The 15,310-nt window shown below is 73.4% G+C and carries 14 protein-coding genes; 12 read left to right on the forward strand and 2 right to left on the reverse strand.

Annotated elements, in window-relative coordinates; all coding sequences use genetic code 11:
- The first annotated feature begins 129 nt into the window (after window positions 1-129).
- The 7 genes from RM572_RS22485 (at window position 130) to RM572_RS22515 (ending at window position 8,423) form a co-directional block, all read left to right on the forward strand.
- Entirely contained in the window at window positions 130-1,494 is a 1,365-nt protein-coding gene (locus RM572_RS22485; protein ID WP_311675224.1) for a cryptochrome/photolyase family protein, read from the forward strand.
- A gap of 119 nt (window positions 1,495-1,613) precedes the next feature.
- Window positions 1,614-2,921 (forward strand): NAD(P)/FAD-dependent oxidoreductase, encoded by a 1,308-nt coding sequence (locus tag RM572_RS22490; protein ID WP_311675226.1) that lies wholly within the window; start codon window positions 1,614-1,616, stop codon window positions 2,919-2,921.
- Entirely contained in the window at window positions 2,918-4,426 is a 1,509-nt protein-coding gene (locus RM572_RS22495; RefSeq protein WP_311675227.1) for a cryptochrome/photolyase family protein, read from the forward strand. The genes RM572_RS22490 and RM572_RS22495 overlap by 4 nt, the downstream gene beginning before the upstream one ends.
- Window positions 4,427-4,581: 155 nt before the next feature.
- Window positions 4,582-4,989: a TetR/AcrR family transcriptional regulator gene (locus RM572_RS22500; RefSeq protein WP_311675228.1), complete on the forward strand. Its 408-nt coding sequence runs from the start codon at window positions 4,582-4,584 to the stop codon at window positions 4,987-4,989.
- Window positions 4,990-5,153: 164 nt separating this feature from the next.
- Window positions 5,154-6,377, forward strand: a complete 1,224-nt coding sequence (locus RM572_RS22505; protein WP_311675230.1) for a saccharopine dehydrogenase family protein — start codon at window positions 5,154-5,156, stop codon at window positions 6,375-6,377.
- Between the two features lie 76 nt (window positions 6,378-6,453).
- Complete coding sequence (locus RM572_RS22510; protein ID WP_311675231.1) at window positions 6,454-8,013, forward strand: APC family permease; 1,560 nt, start codon at window positions 6,454-6,456, stop codon at window positions 8,011-8,013.
- Window positions 8,010-8,423: a universal stress protein gene (locus RM572_RS22515; protein ID WP_311675232.1), complete on the forward strand. Its 414-nt coding sequence runs from the start codon at window positions 8,010-8,012 to the stop codon at window positions 8,421-8,423. Before RM572_RS22510 ends, RM572_RS22515 begins: the two co-directional genes overlap by 4 nt.
- A 79-nt stretch (window positions 8,424-8,502) precedes the next feature.
- Here RM572_RS22515 and RM572_RS22520 read toward each other — a convergent pair whose 3' ends face one another.
- The gene (locus tag RM572_RS22520; RefSeq protein WP_311675233.1) at window positions 8,503-8,676 is read right to left on the reverse strand and encodes a hypothetical protein; all 174 of its coding nucleotides are present in this window, start codon (window positions 8,674-8,676) and stop codon (window positions 8,503-8,505) included.
- A 236-nt stretch (window positions 8,677-8,912) separates the two neighbouring features.
- On the opposite strand from RM572_RS22520, the gene RM572_RS22525 reads away from it, so the two are divergent.
- From RM572_RS22525 to RM572_RS22535, 3 genes are all read left to right on the forward strand, one after another.
- Window positions 8,913-9,791: a polysaccharide pyruvyl transferase family protein gene (locus RM572_RS22525; RefSeq protein ID WP_311675234.1), complete on the forward strand. Its 879-nt coding sequence runs from the start codon at window positions 8,913-8,915 to the stop codon at window positions 9,789-9,791.
- A 66-nt stretch (window positions 9,792-9,857) separates the two neighbouring features.
- On the forward strand, window positions 9,858-10,220 hold the full coding sequence (locus RM572_RS22530) for a DUF6479 family protein (protein WP_311675235.1): 363 nt from the start codon (window positions 9,858-9,860) through the stop codon (window positions 10,218-10,220).
- 62 nt (window positions 10,221-10,282) lie between these two features.
- The gene (locus tag RM572_RS22535) at window positions 10,283-10,699 is read left to right on the forward strand and encodes a CBS domain-containing protein (protein WP_311675236.1); all 417 of its coding nucleotides are present in this window, start codon (window positions 10,283-10,285) and stop codon (window positions 10,697-10,699) included.
- Between the two features lie 144 nt (window positions 10,700-10,843).
- On the opposite strand, the gene RM572_RS22540 is transcribed toward RM572_RS22535, so the two are convergent.
- The gene (locus RM572_RS22540; RefSeq protein WP_311675237.1) at window positions 10,844-11,449 is read right to left on the reverse strand and encodes a PGPGW domain-containing protein; all 606 of its coding nucleotides are present in this window, start codon (window positions 11,447-11,449) and stop codon (window positions 10,844-10,846) included.
- 79 nt (window positions 11,450-11,528) lie between these two features.
- On the opposite strand from RM572_RS22540, the gene RM572_RS22545 reads away from it, so the two are divergent.
- Both RM572_RS22545 and fdh read left to right on the forward strand, forming a co-directional pair.
- On the forward strand, window positions 11,529-11,993 hold the full coding sequence (locus RM572_RS22545) for a hypothetical protein (protein ID WP_311675238.1): 465 nt from the start codon (window positions 11,529-11,531) through the stop codon (window positions 11,991-11,993).
- Between the two features lie 74 nt (window positions 11,994-12,067).
- Window positions 12,068-15,307, forward strand: a complete 3,240-nt coding sequence (fdh, locus tag RM572_RS22550; protein ID WP_311675239.1) for a formate dehydrogenase — start codon at window positions 12,068-12,070, stop codon at window positions 15,305-15,307.
- Window positions 15,308-15,310 lie beyond the last annotated feature (3 nt).

The following is a 15,310-nucleotide window of genomic DNA, read 5'->3' on the forward strand; positions in this document are numbered from 1 at the left end:
GGGATTCACCGGGACGGGCGCATCCGCGTCCGGCTCAGGGCGGGAAGGGGCAGTAGCGGCCGTGCCCGCACCCGTACACCGGACCCGTACCGCCCCACCCCAGACCACCCGCACCGGAGTGATGCCCCCGTGACCGTGTCGATCGCCCTGTTCACCGCCGATCTCCGGGTCCACGACAACCCGGTGCTGCGGGCCGCCCTGGACGGTGCCGACGAGACGGTGCCGCTGTTCGTCCTCGACGACGCCGTACGCGCGGCCGGGTTCGACGCCCCCAACCGCCGGGCCTTCCTCGCCGACTGCCTCGCCTCCCTCGACGAAGCCCTGCGGGAACGCGGCGGCCGCCTGGTGGTGCGCCGGGGCGACGTGGTCGGCGAGGTGTGCCGGCTCGCGCGGCAGGCGGAGGCCCGGGACGTACACGTGGCGGCGGACGTGAGCGGCTTCGCGCACCGGAGGGAGGACCGGCTGCGCACGGAGCTGGAGTCCGACGGACGCCGCCTGCACGTGCACGACGCGGTGACCACGGTCCTGGCACCCGGCGAGGTGGTCCCGGCGGACCGCGACCACTTCGCGGTCTTCACGCCCTACTTCCGCCGCTGGGAGACCGTCGCGCCGCGCAGACCGCTGGGCGCGCCGCGCCGGGTGCGGGTGCCGGACGGCGTGCGGGAGGGGGAGCTCCCGGCCCGGTCCGCGGTCTCCGGCGTCTCGCCCGGGCTGGCGCGCGGCGGTGAGCAGGAGGGCCGGCGGCGGTTCGCGGCGTGGCTCTCCGACGGCGTCGACGCGTACGAGGACCGGCACGACGACCTGGCCGGCGACGCCACCTCGCGGCTCTCCCCGCACCTGCACTTCGGCACCCTCTCCCCCACCGAACTCGTGCACCGGGCCAGGGAACGCGGCGGTGCGGGCGCGGACGCGTTCGTGCGGCAGGTCTGCTGGCGGGACTTCCACCACCAGGTGCTCGCCGCCCGGCCGCAGGCGGCCCGCGAGGACTACCGCACCCGTCACGACGGGTGGCGCCGGGACGACGAGGCCGCCGACGCCTGGCGGGAGGGCCGCACCGGCTACCCCGTGGTGGACGCGGCGATGCGGCAGCTCGCCCACGAGGGCTGGATGCACAACCGCGGGCGGCTGCTGGCGGGCAGCTTCCTCACCAAGACGCTGTACGTCGACTGGCGGGTCGGCGCCCGCCACTTCCTGGAGCTGCTGGTGGACGGCGACATGGCCAACAACCAGCTCAACTGGCAGTGGGTGGCAGGCACCGGCACGGACACCCGGCCCAACCGGGTGCTCAACCCGCTGACGCAGGCCAAACGGTTCGACCCCGACGGCGCGTACGTGCGGCGCTGGGTGCCGGAGCTGGCGGACGTGGAGGGCGGCGCCGTGCACACGCCGTGGAAGCTGGCCGGCCTCGACCGGGCCGGGATCGACTACCCGGACCCGGTCGTCGGTCTGGGCGAGGGCCTGGACCGCTTCCTGCGGGCACGCGGAGTCCGGTGACCACGCGCAGCCGGGCGGCGCTGCCGCCGCCCCGGGCGCGTCGTCGCGCGGCGGAGGGCCCGCCGGCGCGACCATGAGCCCACCGACGGCTTCACTCCAGTGAGAGGCGGCGCGATCCCATGCCGACATCCCGCAGCAGCCGGACCGACGTGATCGTGGTCGGGGCCGGAGTCGCCGGACTGGCCTGCGCAGCGGACCTGACGGCCGTGGGCCGGTCGGTGCTGGTCCTGGAGGCCGCCGACCGGGTCGGCGGCCGGATGCGCACCGACCGGGTGGACGGCTTCCTCGTCGACCACGGCTTCCAGGTGTTCAACACCTCCTACCCGCAGGTGCGGCGGCGCCTCCGGCTCGCCGACCTCCAGCTGTGCCCCTTCACGCCCGGGGCGCTGATCCGCACCGCGGACGGCGGACTGCGCCGCTTCACCGACCCCACCCGGCGGCCGCGGGACGCCGCCGACCTGCTGCCGGGCCGGCTGATGTCGGCGCGCGACCTGCTCGCCGTCGCCGCGCTCAGCGCGGGCGACGCCGTCCTCCCGGCCGGGCTGCTGCGCAACGCCCCGGAACGCACCACCGTCACCGCGCTCGCCCAGGCCGGCGTCTCCGCCGCACTCGTGGAGACGTTCTTCCGTCCCTTCCTCTCCGGGGTGTTCCTGGAGGACGAGCTGGAGACCAGCAGCCGGTTCTTCCACCTGGTGTGGCGCAGCATGCTGCGGGGCTCGCTGTGCCTGCCGCGGAGCGGCATCGGCGCCGTGCCCGCGCAGCTGGCGAGCCGGCTGCCCGAGGAGTGCCTGCGGCTGAACACCCCGGTGGCGGCGCTGACGGACGACGGGGTGCTGCTCGACGACGGCGGCGAACTCGCCGCGGACGCGGTGGTGGTGGCCACCGGCGCGGAGGTCGCCGCACACCTGCTGCCCGGCCTGGACACCCCGCCGGTCCGCACCGTGACCACCCACTACCACGTGGCGCCCGCACCGCCGCTGCGCGAGCCGACCCTCCTGATCGACGGCCGCCGCCGGTTCCTCAACTCCTGCGTGGTGAGCGAGGTGGCGGCCGGCTACGCCCCGGACGGGCGGGCGCTGATCGCCACCTCGGTGCTGGGCGGCGAGCGGCCGGGCCGGGAGGCGGAGGTGCGTGCCGACCTGGCCGACGCGTACGGCACCGACACCTCCGCGTGGGAGCACCTGGCGGACCGTACGGTGCCCGGGGCGCTGCCCGCGATGGTGCCGCCGTGGCCGCTGAGCCGCCCGAGCCGGGTGGGGCCGGGGCGCTACGTCTGCGGCGACCACCGCGCCACGGGGTCGGTGCAGGGCGCCATGGCGTCCGGCGCCCGGTCGGCACGGGAGGTCGTCGCGGACGCCCGGACCGCCGGTGCCGAGCGGGCCGCCGGCGGCGCGCGGACCGCCGGTGCCGGGCGGGAGGGCCGGTGAGCCCCCGCCCGCACTGGCTGTTCGGCGACCAGCTCGGCCCGCACTTCCTGCGCTCCGGCGGCGACGGACCGGACCCGGACGCCCCGCTGGTGATGATCGAGGCCCGGTCGGTCTTCCGCCGCCGCCGCTTCCACCGCGCCAAGGCGCATCTGGTGCTGTCCGCGATGCGTCACCGGGCGGCCGAACTCGGCGACCGGGTGCGCTACGTGCGGGCGGAGACGTACCGGGACGGGTTGCGGGAGGCCGTCGGCACCGGCGGCGAGGTGACCGTGTGCCATCCCACCTCGCACGCCGCGCTCGCGTTCGTGCAGCGGCTGCCCGGGGTGCGGGTGCTGGAGCCGCGCGGGTTCCTGGTGCCGCCCGGGGAGTTCGCCGACTGGGCGGACGGCCGCGGGGGACGCGCGCTGCGCATGGAGGACTTCTACCGCCGTGTCCGCCGCAGCCACGACCTGCTGATGGACGGCGGGGAACCGGCGGGCGGGCGGTGGAACCTGGACCACGACAACCGGGAACCGCCGCCGAAGGGCGCCGCGACGCTGGACGTGCCGCGCCCGTACCGGCCGCGCGAGGACGGGATCGACGCGGAGGTGCGGCGGGACCTGGACCGCTGGGAGCGGGACGGGGAGGTCGCGTTCGTGGGCCGCGACGGGCCGCGCCGTTTTCCCGCGACACGGCGGGAGGCGCTGGCGGCGCTGCGCCGCTTCGTCACGCACCGGCTGCCCGCGTTCGGCGCCCACGAGGACGCGATGCTCGCTGCCGACCCGGTGATGAGCCACAGTCTGCTCTCGGCGTCGCTCAACCTGGGGCTGCTGGACCCCGCCGAGTGCGTCGAACGCGCCGAACGGGCCTGGCGCGAGGGCGACGCGCCGCTGAACAGCGTCGAGGGATACGTCCGCCAGGTGGCGGGCTGGCGCGAGTACATGTGGCACCTGTACTGGCACTTCGGCCCCGGCTACCGTCGCAGCAACGCCCTGCGCCACCGCCGCGGACTGCCCGAGTGGTTCCGGGAACTGGACGCGGACGCGGTCACCGCACGCTGCCTGTCGACCGTGCTCGCCCAGGTGCGGGACACCGGCTGGACGCACCACATCCCGCGCCTGATGGTGCTGGGCAGCCACGCCCTGCAGCGCGGCTGGCACCCCGCCGAGGTCACCGACTGGTTCCACCGCTGCTTCGTCGACGGCTACGACTGGGTGATGCTCACCAACGTGGTCGGCATGTCCCAGTACGCCGACGGCGGGCGGATGACGACCAAGCCGTACACGACGGGCGGCGCCTACATCGACCGGATGAGCGACCTGTGCGGGCCGTGCGCCTACCGGCCGGGCGACCGCACCGGGGAACACGCCTGCCCGTACACCGCCGGCTACTGGCGCTTCCTGCACCGCCACCGCGAGCGCCTGGCCCGCAACCACCGCACCGCGCAGCCGGTGCGCGGGCTCGAACGCCTCCCGGACCTGGAGGAGCTTCTCCGCTCCGACGACGGGGGCGACGGCCCGCCCTGACGCCGGGCTCACGCTCTGCGTCGTGCGCGCGGCCACGGCGGGACGCGGCCTCCGGCTCGCGGGAACGTACGACACTGCGACATCCGTCCACGGGGCCCCATCGAGGAGGCGGCCATCGCACGGCCAGGAGCCAGACGGCCCGGCGGGCCCACCTGGTGACGGCTGCACGCCGCGTCATCGTCGAACACGGGCCGGCATCCGTACGCATCCGGGACGTCGCCGACAGCGCGGGTATGGCGCCCGGTTCGGTGACCTCCTACTTCCGGGAGCTCGACGAGCTCTTCCAGGAGGTCCTCGCCGACGCCGTGGAGCGCTTCTCGCGGCTGCGCCGCCTGGCGTCGGAGGACCTGGAGGATCCGCGGGAGCGCCTGGCGGCGACGACCCGGTCCGGGTTGCCCGGCGAGCCGGACGACGAACTGTGCTGCCTGCTGTACGAGTTCGCGTCGCCGCCCCGGCGCCGGCGCGGCGACGCGGACCTGTGCAGCGCGCTGCACGAGGGCCCGGTCGAGCTGTACCGGTCGCTGCTGGAGTCGGGGGCGGCGGCGGGCGGGCGGTGCCGGTGACGCCTCGCGGGAGCGACGTCCATGGCTGGTCCTCTCGGCTCTGTCGATGGTCCGTCGAACAGGACGGAACGGCCGGGTGCGCCTACGTTGGAAGCGGACCGGCCGACGGCGGCCGGGCGAGCGCGCCGGACGACGGACGAGCCGGCGGGAGAGGTGAGGCCGAGGTGCGGGTGCTGCTCGTGGGGGCCGGGGGCGTGGGTACGGCGATCACCCGTATCGCCGCCCGGCGGGACTTCTTCGACCACATGGTGGTGGCGGACTACGACCCGGCGCGGGCCGACGCGGCCGTGGAGGCGCTGGGCGAGGCCGGGAGACGGTTCACCGCGGAGCGCGTGGACGCCTCGGACGAGGCGGCCGTGCGGGCGCTGCTGGAGCGGCACCGGTGCGACGTGCTGCTCAACGCGACCGACCCGCGGTTCGTCATGCCGCTGTTCGGGGCGGCGCTGGACGCGGGGGCGCACTACCTGGACATGGCGATGTCGCTGTCCCGGCCGCACCCGGAGCGTCCGCACGAGGAGTGCGGGGTGAAGCTGGGCGACGCGCAGTTCGAACGGGCCGGCGCGTGGGAGCGGGCGGAGCGGCTGGCGCTGGTCGGCATGGGGGTGGAGCCGGGCCTGTCGGACGTGTTCGCCCGCTACGCCGCGGACGAGCTGTTCGACGAGATCGAGGAGATCGGCGTGCGGGACGGCGCGAACCTCGCCGTCGACGGATACGACTTCGCCCCCTCGTTCAGCATCTGGACCACGATCGAGGAGTGCCTGAATCCGCCGGTGGTCTACGAGGACGGGCGCGGCTGGTTCACCACCCCGCCGTTCAGCGATCCGGAGGTGTTCGACTTCCCCGAGGGGATCGGCGAAGTCGAATGCGTCAACGTGGAGCACGAGGAGGTGCTGCTGGTGCCCCGGTGGGTGAAGGCCCGGCGGGTCACCTTCAAGTACGGGCTGGGCCGGGAGTTCATCGACACCCTCAGGACGCTGCACCTGATCGGCCTGGACCGCACCGAGCCGGTGACGGTCGCGGCGGAGGGCGGCGGGACGGCCCGGGTCTCGCCGCGCGACGTGGTGGCGGCCTGCCTCCCCGACCCCGCGACGCTGGGTGACCGCATGCACGGCAAGACGTGCGCGGGCACCTGGGTGAAGGGCGTCGGGGACGGCCGCCCGCGCGAGGTGTACCTGTACCACGTGGTCGACAACCAGTGGTCGATGAGCACGTACGGCTCGCAGGCCGTCGTCTGGCAGACCGCCGTCAACCCCGTGGTGGCGCTGGAGCTGATGGCCGAGGGGGTGTGGACGGGAGCAGGCGTCCTGGGACCCGAGGCGCTGCCCGCGCGCCCCTTCCTGGACAAGCTCACCGCGTACGGCTCCCCCTGGGGCATGCGGGAGCAGTGAGGTTCACGGGGCACGCGGGAGGGCAGAATCCCTCCGGGACAGGCGACCGCCCCGCCGCACGACAGAGCGAGGGACCATGGCCGACAGGATCGCGGACGAACGGACCGGACCCGGGCGTGGCGAAGGTGGCGGTCCGAGCCTGAAACCCAACGCGATCGGCTTCGTCGACGCGCTGGTCATCGGGCTGAACTCGACCTCCCCGGCCTATTCGATCGCGGCGGTGATCGGGCCGGTCGTGGCCCTGGTGGGCATCTACGCGCCGGGCGTGATGCTGGCGTCGTTCGTGCCGATGCTGCTCATCGCGTCGGCGTTCTACTTCCTCAACCGCATCGACCAGGACTGCGGCACCACGTTCTCCTGGGTGACCCGCGCCATGGGCCCGTGGGCGGGCTGGCTGGGCGGCTGGGCGATCATGATGACCGGTGTGCTGGTCGTCGGGTCGCTGGCGGACGTGGCGGTGTCGTTCGGGCTGCTCGCCTTCGGCCTGGACAGCCTGGCCGAGAGCGATCTGTGGCGGCAGCTGCTGGCCGTGCTGCTGATCCTGGTGATGACGGCGGTGTGCGTGATCGGCACCGAGGCCTCTGCACGGGTGCAGAACGTGCTGATCCTCGCGCAGGTCGCGTTCCTGCTGGTGTTCGCCGTCGTCGCGATCTACCGGGTGTACGCCGACACCGGCACGCTGGGTTCGACGACACCGGAGGTCGAGTGGCTCAACCCGTTCGGTGAGGGCGGTGCGGCACTGACCGGCGGGCTGCTGCTGGGGGTGTTCATCTACTGGGGCTGGGAGTCGGCGGTCAACCTCACCGAGGAGACCGAGGACTCCGTCAGCGCGCCCGGCAAGGCGGGCGTCTGGTCGACGATCGTGCTGCTGGTGACGTACGTGTCGGTGGGCTTCGCGGTGGTCGCCTACTCGGGCGTGGCGTTCTTGTCGGAGAACGCCGCCGAGGAGGAGTTCCTCTTCGCCCTGCTGGCCGGCGAGGTGCTCGGCGGCTGGGACTGGGTGCTGCTGCTGGCGGTGTCGACGTCCGCGATCGCCTCCACCCAGACGACGATCATCCCGGCCTCGCGCACCGCGCTGTCGATGGCCCGCCGACAGGCCGTCCCCCGGCACTACGGACACATCAGCCCCCGCTTCCGCACCCCCGACGTGAGCACCTGGTGGGTCGCCGGGATCGCGATCGTCTGGTACCTGGTGCTCAACCAGATCAGCGCCAACGCCCTGTTCGACTCGCTCACCGCGCTGTCGCTGCTGATCGCCTTCTACTACGCGCTGACCGGCGTAGCCTGCGCGGTGTACTACCGGCGCGAGCTGACGCGCAGCGTCCGCAACCTGCTGCTGATCGGCGTCGGGCCGCTGGTCGGCGCCGCGCTGCTCGCATGGCTGCTGGTGGAATCGGTGAGGGACATGTCCGATCCGGCGAACTCCTACAGCGGCGAGTCCTGGTTCGGTCTCGGACCGCCGCTGGTCATCGGCATCGCCATCGCCCTGGCCGGCGTGGTGCTGATGCTGGTGTGGCGGCTGCAGGCGACGCGGTTCTGGGCGGAGCGCCCCGGCGTGGTGGACCCGGCGCTGGTGCCGCACCGCGAAACCGGCCACGGCCATCGGACCGGACGGGGAAAGGAGCCGCCGCGATGACGGTGGTGCTGGGATACGACGAGTCGCCCGGGGCGGAACGGGCGCTGCGGGTCGCCATCGAGGTGTCGGTCGCCTTCGGGGAACTGCTGGTGCTGGTGTACGGCGCCGCCGCGCCGGGCGGCACCGGCGAGGAGTACCGCACCCACCACGAGGCGCTCCGGCAGGCGGGCCGCACCGCGCTGGACCACGCGGTGCAGACCGCGGCGACGGCGGGCGTGCCCACGGCCGTGGAGATCATCGACGAGAAGCCCGCGGAGGCGCTGATCGAAGCGGCGAGCCGGCACGGGGCACGCGTCATCGTGGTGGGCAGCTGGGGCGAGAGCCCGATCCGCGGCGCGCTGCTCGGCTCCACCCCGCACAAGCTGCTGCACCTGTCGGACGTGCCGGTGCTCTGCGTGCCGACGGGCTGACGAGCCGACGGGCAGACGGGGCGACGGGCTGACGCAGGGCGGGCCGCCGAGGGGCGGGCCCGCGCGCCCAGTCCCGAGGTCAGTCCGGAGGTTCGCCGGTGCCGGTGTCGTCGCCGGGCCCGTGCTCCGGGTCCGGCGGCGTCGTGCCGCCGGTCTCCTCGTCGTCGTCGCCGTCCTCCGGGCGCCACAGCTCGGGCGCCTCGACGGGCGGGGGCAGGTCGGGGGTCATCTGCTGATCTTCGTCGTGGCTCACGGCGGGGCGAGTACCCAGGTGCCGGTGCGCGACTCCGTGCCTCGGGGTGATCCTCGTCTCCCCCGACTCCCGCCCCCGTCCCACGGGTGAGCGTGGGGGCGTCGGGACGGCGTCCGGCCGTTTGAGGTGCGGCCAGGTGCGTACCCGGCCCTCATGAGCGAGCAGAACCCGGACCCCGGTCCGCGCCGCGCGCCGGACCCGTCCGCCGTCGGCTCCCTGGCTCGGGCGATCCTCCGGTGAGCGGCGGAAGGACGCTGGTCACCGGATGGTTCAGCTTCCCGCGGGGCGAGGCCACGGCGGGTGACGTACTGGCACTGCGTCACGTGGAGGCGCGGCTGGACCTGGCGGGCGCCTCCTACGACGTGGCGTGGAGTCCTGGCTTCCGCTCGCAGGCGGTGTCGCTGGAGGACGCCGACCCGCAGCACTACAGCCGCCTGCTGTTCGTGTGCGGGCCGGTGGCCGGAAAGCAGATCGCCGCCCTGCACGAGCGGTTCGCGCACTGCTTCCGGGTCGCGCTGGGCGTCTCCACCGTGGACCCGGCCGATCCGGCGCTGAGCGGCTTCCACCGGGTGATGAGCCGGGACGGGCCGGGGACCCTGCGCGGCCGCGTCGACCTGGCCGCGTCCGCGCCGGCGGAGGAGCCGGTGCCGGTGGCCGGGGTGGTTCTCGCCGGAGGGCGCCGGGAGCGCGGCGCGGGGGTGCGGGACGACGCGGTGGCGGAGGCGCTCACGTCGTGGATGTGCGGCAAGAACTGCGCACGCCTGGAACTCGACACACGGCTGGACGCCCACGACTGGCGGCGCAGCGCCACCTGCGGGCAGTACCTGTCGGTGCTGGAACGCCTGGACGTGGTGGTCACGGATCGGCTGCACGGCCTGGTGCTCGCCCTGCGGTCCGGCGTGCCCGCGCTCGCCGTCGACCCGGTCGACGGCGGCGCGACGGTGTCGGCGCAGGCCCGCGTGTGCCGATGGCCGGCGGTACTGCACCCGGAGGACGTCACACCGCGGCTGCTGGACCACTGGTGGTCGTGGTGCCTGGGGCGGGGCCGGGAGCTGGCCGCCGAACGCGGCCGCGACTTCCGCGCCCGGCGGCCGGCACGGTATCCGTCCCGGTGACCGGCCCGAATCGTCGCGCGTAAGGCGCCGAAGTCGTGGAACCCGGTGGCCATGTACGCACAGGGCATGGACGCGCAGCTGGCGGAGCTGGGACGCGACCACCTCATCGGCATCGCACCTCTGGTGATCGGGCTGCTCGTGGTGGGCGCCCTGATCCTGCTGGTGGGCATCGGCATGCGGCAGCGCCGACGGGGCGACTCCCGTGCCTCCGAGGCCGGCACCCCCGCCCCGGGCGCCCCGAAGGGTTACCAGGAGGGGCGGGCCGGCCCGTCGGAGATGCCGCGCGACGGACGGCGCAGGTACCCGTACGAGGTCTCCGACAGCGGCTACACGGTGTCGGAGTCCGAGGAGGAGGGCGAGGTCAAGCGCAGGCGCTGGGACCCCGGGAGCAGCGGAGGCTTCCACAGCGGCGGCCCCGGGCACACCTGAGGCCGCCCGCCCGGTGACGTGCAGGACAACCCAGAAGCAGAAATCGACGAACAGGAGAGACGATGACCACCGCCCGCGACATCATGACTCCGGGTGCCGAGTGCGTCCGCAGCGACGAGACCGTTCTGGCCGCGGCGCGCAAGATGAAGAAGCTCGACGTGGGCGCACTGCCCATCTGCGGCACGGACGACCGGCTGAAGGGCGTGCTCACGGACCGGGACATCGCGGTCCGCGTGCTGGGCTCCGGAAAGGACCCGGACGCCACCCGGGCGGGCGAGCTGGCCCAGGGCGAGGCCGTGACCATCGGTGCGGACGACGAGGTGCAGGAGATCATGGCCACCATGGCCGAGCACAAGGTGCGCCGGCTCCCCGTCATCGACGGCCACACCCTGGTCGGGATGGTCGCCCAGGCGGACGTCGCCCGTGCACTGCCCGACCCCGAGGTGGGGGAACTGATCGACGCGCTGTCCGTCGCCTGACCGCGCGGCGGTCGCGAACCTCGCCTCCGGGACGCACGGCACGGCCCGCACCGTTCGGTGCGGGCCGTGCCGTGGGGGTCCTGCTCGGCGGCGACGCGGGGATGCGTGCGTGCGCCGCTGCACCGACGGCGGCCGAAGGCTCCCCTACGCGCCTGTGGGCGGCTTCGTTCCGGGTGCGCCGCCGACGACCGGGGCCGCCGCGGCCCGCTCGGCGCGCAGCCGGCGGTGGCTCCAGACCAGCAGCACGAACAGCACGATGCCGGAGACGATCAGGCTGCCGCCCGTGCTCCAGCCGCTGTAGGGCAGCCGTTCCACCAGGGCCCAGGCCACGCCGCCGCCGAGAAGGCCGAGACCCACTACGACGGAGCCGGCGATGCGCCACTTCGAAGAGACGCTGTCCTCGGCCGCCTGCATCGCGCGAGCGCGGACTGGGGCCACGTGCCGGTGAAGTGCCGGGATGGCGCGGGCCAACAGCACCATGCCGGCGAAGACCAGCAGCAGACCCGGTCCGGGGAGCACCAGCAGCGCCACCCCCACCGCGACCAGCAGTCCGCCCAGGAGGATCAGTATCCCCCGCATCACCGGGTGCGGGTTGTCGTCTTTCACCACGTTCTCGTTCGCTCCACGTTCGCCCCGTGCGGCCGTCCGCCGCGCCTGCTTCGGCATACCGTATCCGCCCTCCGAACCGCGCGGCGACATGACCTCGCACTTCGGGCGCCCCAGCAGGGGCACGTGGGAGGCTGACACCATGCCCGAGTCCGCCACGCCGCCACCTGAGCGGCAGACATCACGGGCGGCGGTCGGACAGCTCCACGCCTAGGGGTGGGGAGTGCGGACCGCGCTGCGGGACAACGCGACGGCGTACGGCTTCTCCCTCTCGATCACTGCGGCCTACGGGCTGGCCTCCGCGCTGCGCGGGCCGGGCGGCGCGCTGGAGACGGTGTTGTTCGCACTGGGCGCCGCCGGGGCCTTCGTGCTGCTCAGCGTCTGCTTTCTGGGACGTTTCCGACGCAGCCCGCTGAACGAGGGCGACCAGGTGCTGACGCTCAGCGGCGGTTTCGACTTCGTCTCCGTCGCGGTGGCGGTGTCCGTGGCCTTCGGACTCGCGCACCTCCCTGAGCCGTGGGCCCGGCCGCTGACCGGTCTGGGCACGGTGATGGCGTACTTGCTGGTAGCAGGGCTGGACGTGGTGCTGTCGCGGCTGCTGTCGCGGCGCACCTCGTTCGGCCGCCCGCGGGAAGAGCGCGGCTCGCGCGGGCCGGCGGCCGGGGAGGACGGGAGGGCCGGGGAATAGAACCTCGCAGGACGGGCACCGCGTGCCGGGTCGGGTTCCCGTAGCGGTGCCGCGTGCGCCGCTGGAGGCGTGTGATGGGTGTACGCGAGATTCTCGGTCGCTGGCCGGTGTACCGGCAGTTCACCGGCGGTGATCCACTTGGGAGGGGCAGCGCGGTGACGTCGTCCCGCACCGAGAACCTGCGGCCCCGCACGCACGGGGCGGACCGGGTGGTGCAGTCCGTGTGCCCGTACTGCGCGGTGGGCTGCGGACAGCAGGTGTACGTCAAGGACGAGAAGGTCGTCCAGATCGAGGGCGACCCGGACTCGCCGGTCAGCCGCGGCCGGCTCTGTCCCAAGGGATCGGCCACGCTCCAGCTCACCACCGGCGACGCCCGAGGTCATCAGGTGCTCTACCGGCGACCGTACGGAGCGGAATGGGAGCCGCTGGACCTGGAGACGGCCATGGACATGGTGGCCGAACGGGTGATCGAGACCCGGCGTCGCACCTGGGAATGGGAGAGCGACGGGTTGCGGACGGCTCGCACCCTGGGCATCGCCAGCCTGGGCGGGGCCACTCTCGACAACGAGGAGAACTACCTGATCAAGAAGCTCTTCACCGGCCTCGGCGTGGTGCAGGTGGAGAACCAGGCGCGGGTGTGTCACAGCGCGACGGTAGCCGGACTCGGGACGTCGTTCGGCCGCGGCGGCGCGACGACCTTCATGCAGGACCTGCAGCACGCCGACTGCATCGTCATCCAGGGTTCCAACTACGCCGAAGCCCATCCGGTGGGTTTCCAGTGGGTGATGGAGGCCAAGGCGCGCGGCGCGAAGATCATCCACGTCGACCCCCGGTTCACGCGTACCAGCGCCGCCGCCGACCTGCACGTGCCGATCCGGGCCGGGACGGACATCGCGTTCCTCGGCGGGATCATCCACCACGTGCTGGAGGAGGAGAAGGACTTCCGCGAGTACGTGCTGAACTACACCAACGCTGCGACGCTGGTGAGCGAGGACTTCCAGGACACCGAAGATCTCGACGGCGTCTTCTCCGGACTGGACGAGGAAACCGGCACGTACGACGTGAGCACTTGGCAGTACGCCGGGACACATGTGCAGGCGGGTGCCGGAAAGCGCGACACGCTGTACGAGGAACGGGTGCACGCGGCGGGCGGTTCCGAGGCGCACGGCTCCGGCGGCGCACAGACTCGCCCCGAACCCGAACGCGACGGGACTCTCCAGCACCCACGATGCGTGTACCAGATCCTCAGGCGGCACTACTCCCGCTACACGCCGGAGACGGTGGAACGGATCTGCGGCGTGCCGCAGGAGACCTTCCGCGAGGTGTGCGACGCGCTGACCTCCAACTCGGGCCGGGAACGCACCAGCGCGTTCGCCTACGCGGTCGGCTGGACCCAGCACACGGTCGGCTCCCAGTACATCCGGGCGGCAAGTGTGCTCCAGCTGCTGCTCGGCAACATCGGCCGACCCGGCGGCGGCATCCAGGCGCTGCGCGGGCACGCGTCCATCCAGGGCTCCAGCGACATCCCGACGCTGTTCAACCTGCTGCCCGGCTACCTCCCGATGCCGCACGCGCACGCCCACCAGCGGTTCGACGACTTCATCGCCGCCAGCAGGACCCGCAAGGGCTACTGGGGCGAGATGCGCGCCTATTTCGTCAGCCTGCTGAAGGCGTACTACGGCGACGCGGCGGCCCCCGGCAACGACTTCTGCTTCGACCACCTGCCGCGGCTGACCGGCTCACACAGCACGTACGACACGGTGATGGCGCAGCTCGAGGGCGTGTGCAAGGGCTACTTCCTCATGGGCCAGAACCCGGCGGTGGGATCTGCCAACACGCGGCTGCAGCGGCTGGGCATGGCGAACCTGGAGTGGCTGGTCGTACGGGACTTCTCGCTGATCGAGTCGGCCACCTGGTGGCAGGACGGGCCGGAGATCGAGTCGGGCGAGCTGCGGACCGAGGACGTCGGCACCGAGGTGTTCTTCTTCCCCGCCGCCGCACACACCGAGAAGTCGGGCTCCTTCACCAACACCAACCGCTGGCTGCAGTGGCACGAGGCGGCCGTCGAACCGGGCGGCGACGCGCGCAGCGACCTGTGGTTCATGTACCACTTGGGGCGTCGCATCAAAGCGAAGCTGACCGGCTCCACCGACGCCATGGACCGACCGGTGCAAGACCTGACCTGGGACTATCCGGTGGAGGGGGAGCTGGCGGAGCCCGTCGCCGCGAGCGTGCTGGCCGAGATCAACGGCCGCGGCCCGGACGGGGCACCACTGAGCGCCTACACCCAGTTGCGGGACGACGGCTCCACCACATGCGGTTGCTGGATCTACTGCGGCGTGTTCGCCGACGGCGTCAACCAGGCGGCGCGGAAGAAGCCGCACACCGAGCAGAACTGGACGGCGCACGAGTGGGCGTGGTCGTGGCCGGCGAACCGCCGCATCCTCTACAACCGCGCCTCCGCAGCGCCGGACGGCACACCGTGGAGCGAGCGGAAGGCGTACGTGTGGTGGGACGGCGCGTCAGGGAAGTGGACCGGCCACGACGTTCCGGACTTCGTGCCCGACCTGGCACCGGACCACGTGCCGCCCGAGGGGACCGAAGGCGTGGCGGCACTGCGCGGCGACGACCCGTTCGTCATGCAGGCGGACGGCAAGGGGTGGCTGTACACGCCCGCCGGCCTGGTCGACGGCCCGCTGCCCACGCACTACGAGCCACAGGACTCACCGTTCCCCAACGCGCTCTACCCGCGGCACGCCCGCTCCCCCGCCCGGCAGCTGCACCCGCACGAGGGCAACCGCTACCACCCCAGCGGCGGCGACCCCGGCATGGAGGTCTTCCCGTACGTGGTGACCACCCACCGGCTCACCGAGCACTTCACCGCGGGCGGCATGAGCCGCTGGTCGTCCTACCTGGGGGAACTCCAGCCCGAGTTCTTCTGCGAGGTGTCCCCCGCGCTGGCCGCCGAGCGGGGGCTGGAGAACGGCGGCTGGGCGACGGTCGTCACGGCGCGGAACGCGGTGGAGGCGCGGGTGCTGGTCACGGACCGGATCAGGCCGCTGACCGTGCACGGCCGCACCGTGCACCAGATCGGCCTGCCGTTCCACTGGGGGCCGAACGGCGTGGTCACCGGTGACGCGGCCAACGAACTGGTGAGCATCTCGCTGGACCCCAACGCGCACATTCAGGAGGACAAGGCGCTCACCGCGGACATCCGGCCGGGCCGGCGTCCGCGCGGCCCGGCGCTGCGGCAGCTCGTCGCCGCGTACCGGGAGCGTGCCGGAGTCAGCGAACGGACGGGCAGGGAGGCGTGATCC

Source organism: Streptomyces hazeniae, assembly GCF_031845485.1.
GTDB classification, from domain to species: domain Bacteria; phylum Actinomycetota; class Actinomycetes; order Streptomycetales; family Streptomycetaceae; genus Streptomyces; species Streptomyces hazeniae.

Coding starts and splice junctions, on each gene's coding strand:
- fdh (WP_311675239.1), top strand. CDS start 12,068: ATGGGTGTACGCGAGATTCTCGGTCGCTGGCCGGTGTACCGGCAGTTC.
- RM572_RS22535 (WP_311675236.1), top strand. CDS start 10,283: ATGACCACCGCCCGCGACATCATGACTCCGGGTGCCGAGTGCGTCCGC.
- RM572_RS22490 (WP_311675226.1), top strand. CDS start 1,614: ATGCCGACATCCCGCAGCAGCCGGACCGACGTGATCGTGGTCGGGGCC.
- RM572_RS22515 (WP_311675232.1), top strand. CDS start 8,010: ATGACGGTGGTGCTGGGATACGACGAGTCGCCCGGGGCGGAACGGGCG.
- RM572_RS22540 (WP_311675237.1), bottom strand. CDS start 11,449: ATGGTGTCAGCCTCCCACGTGCCCCTGCTGGGGCGCCCGAAGTGCGAG.
- RM572_RS22530 (WP_311675235.1), top strand. CDS start 9,858: ATGGACGCGCAGCTGGCGGAGCTGGGACGCGACCACCTCATCGGCATC.
- RM572_RS22510 (WP_311675231.1), top strand. CDS start 6,454: ATGGCCGACAGGATCGCGGACGAACGGACCGGACCCGGGCGTGGCGAA.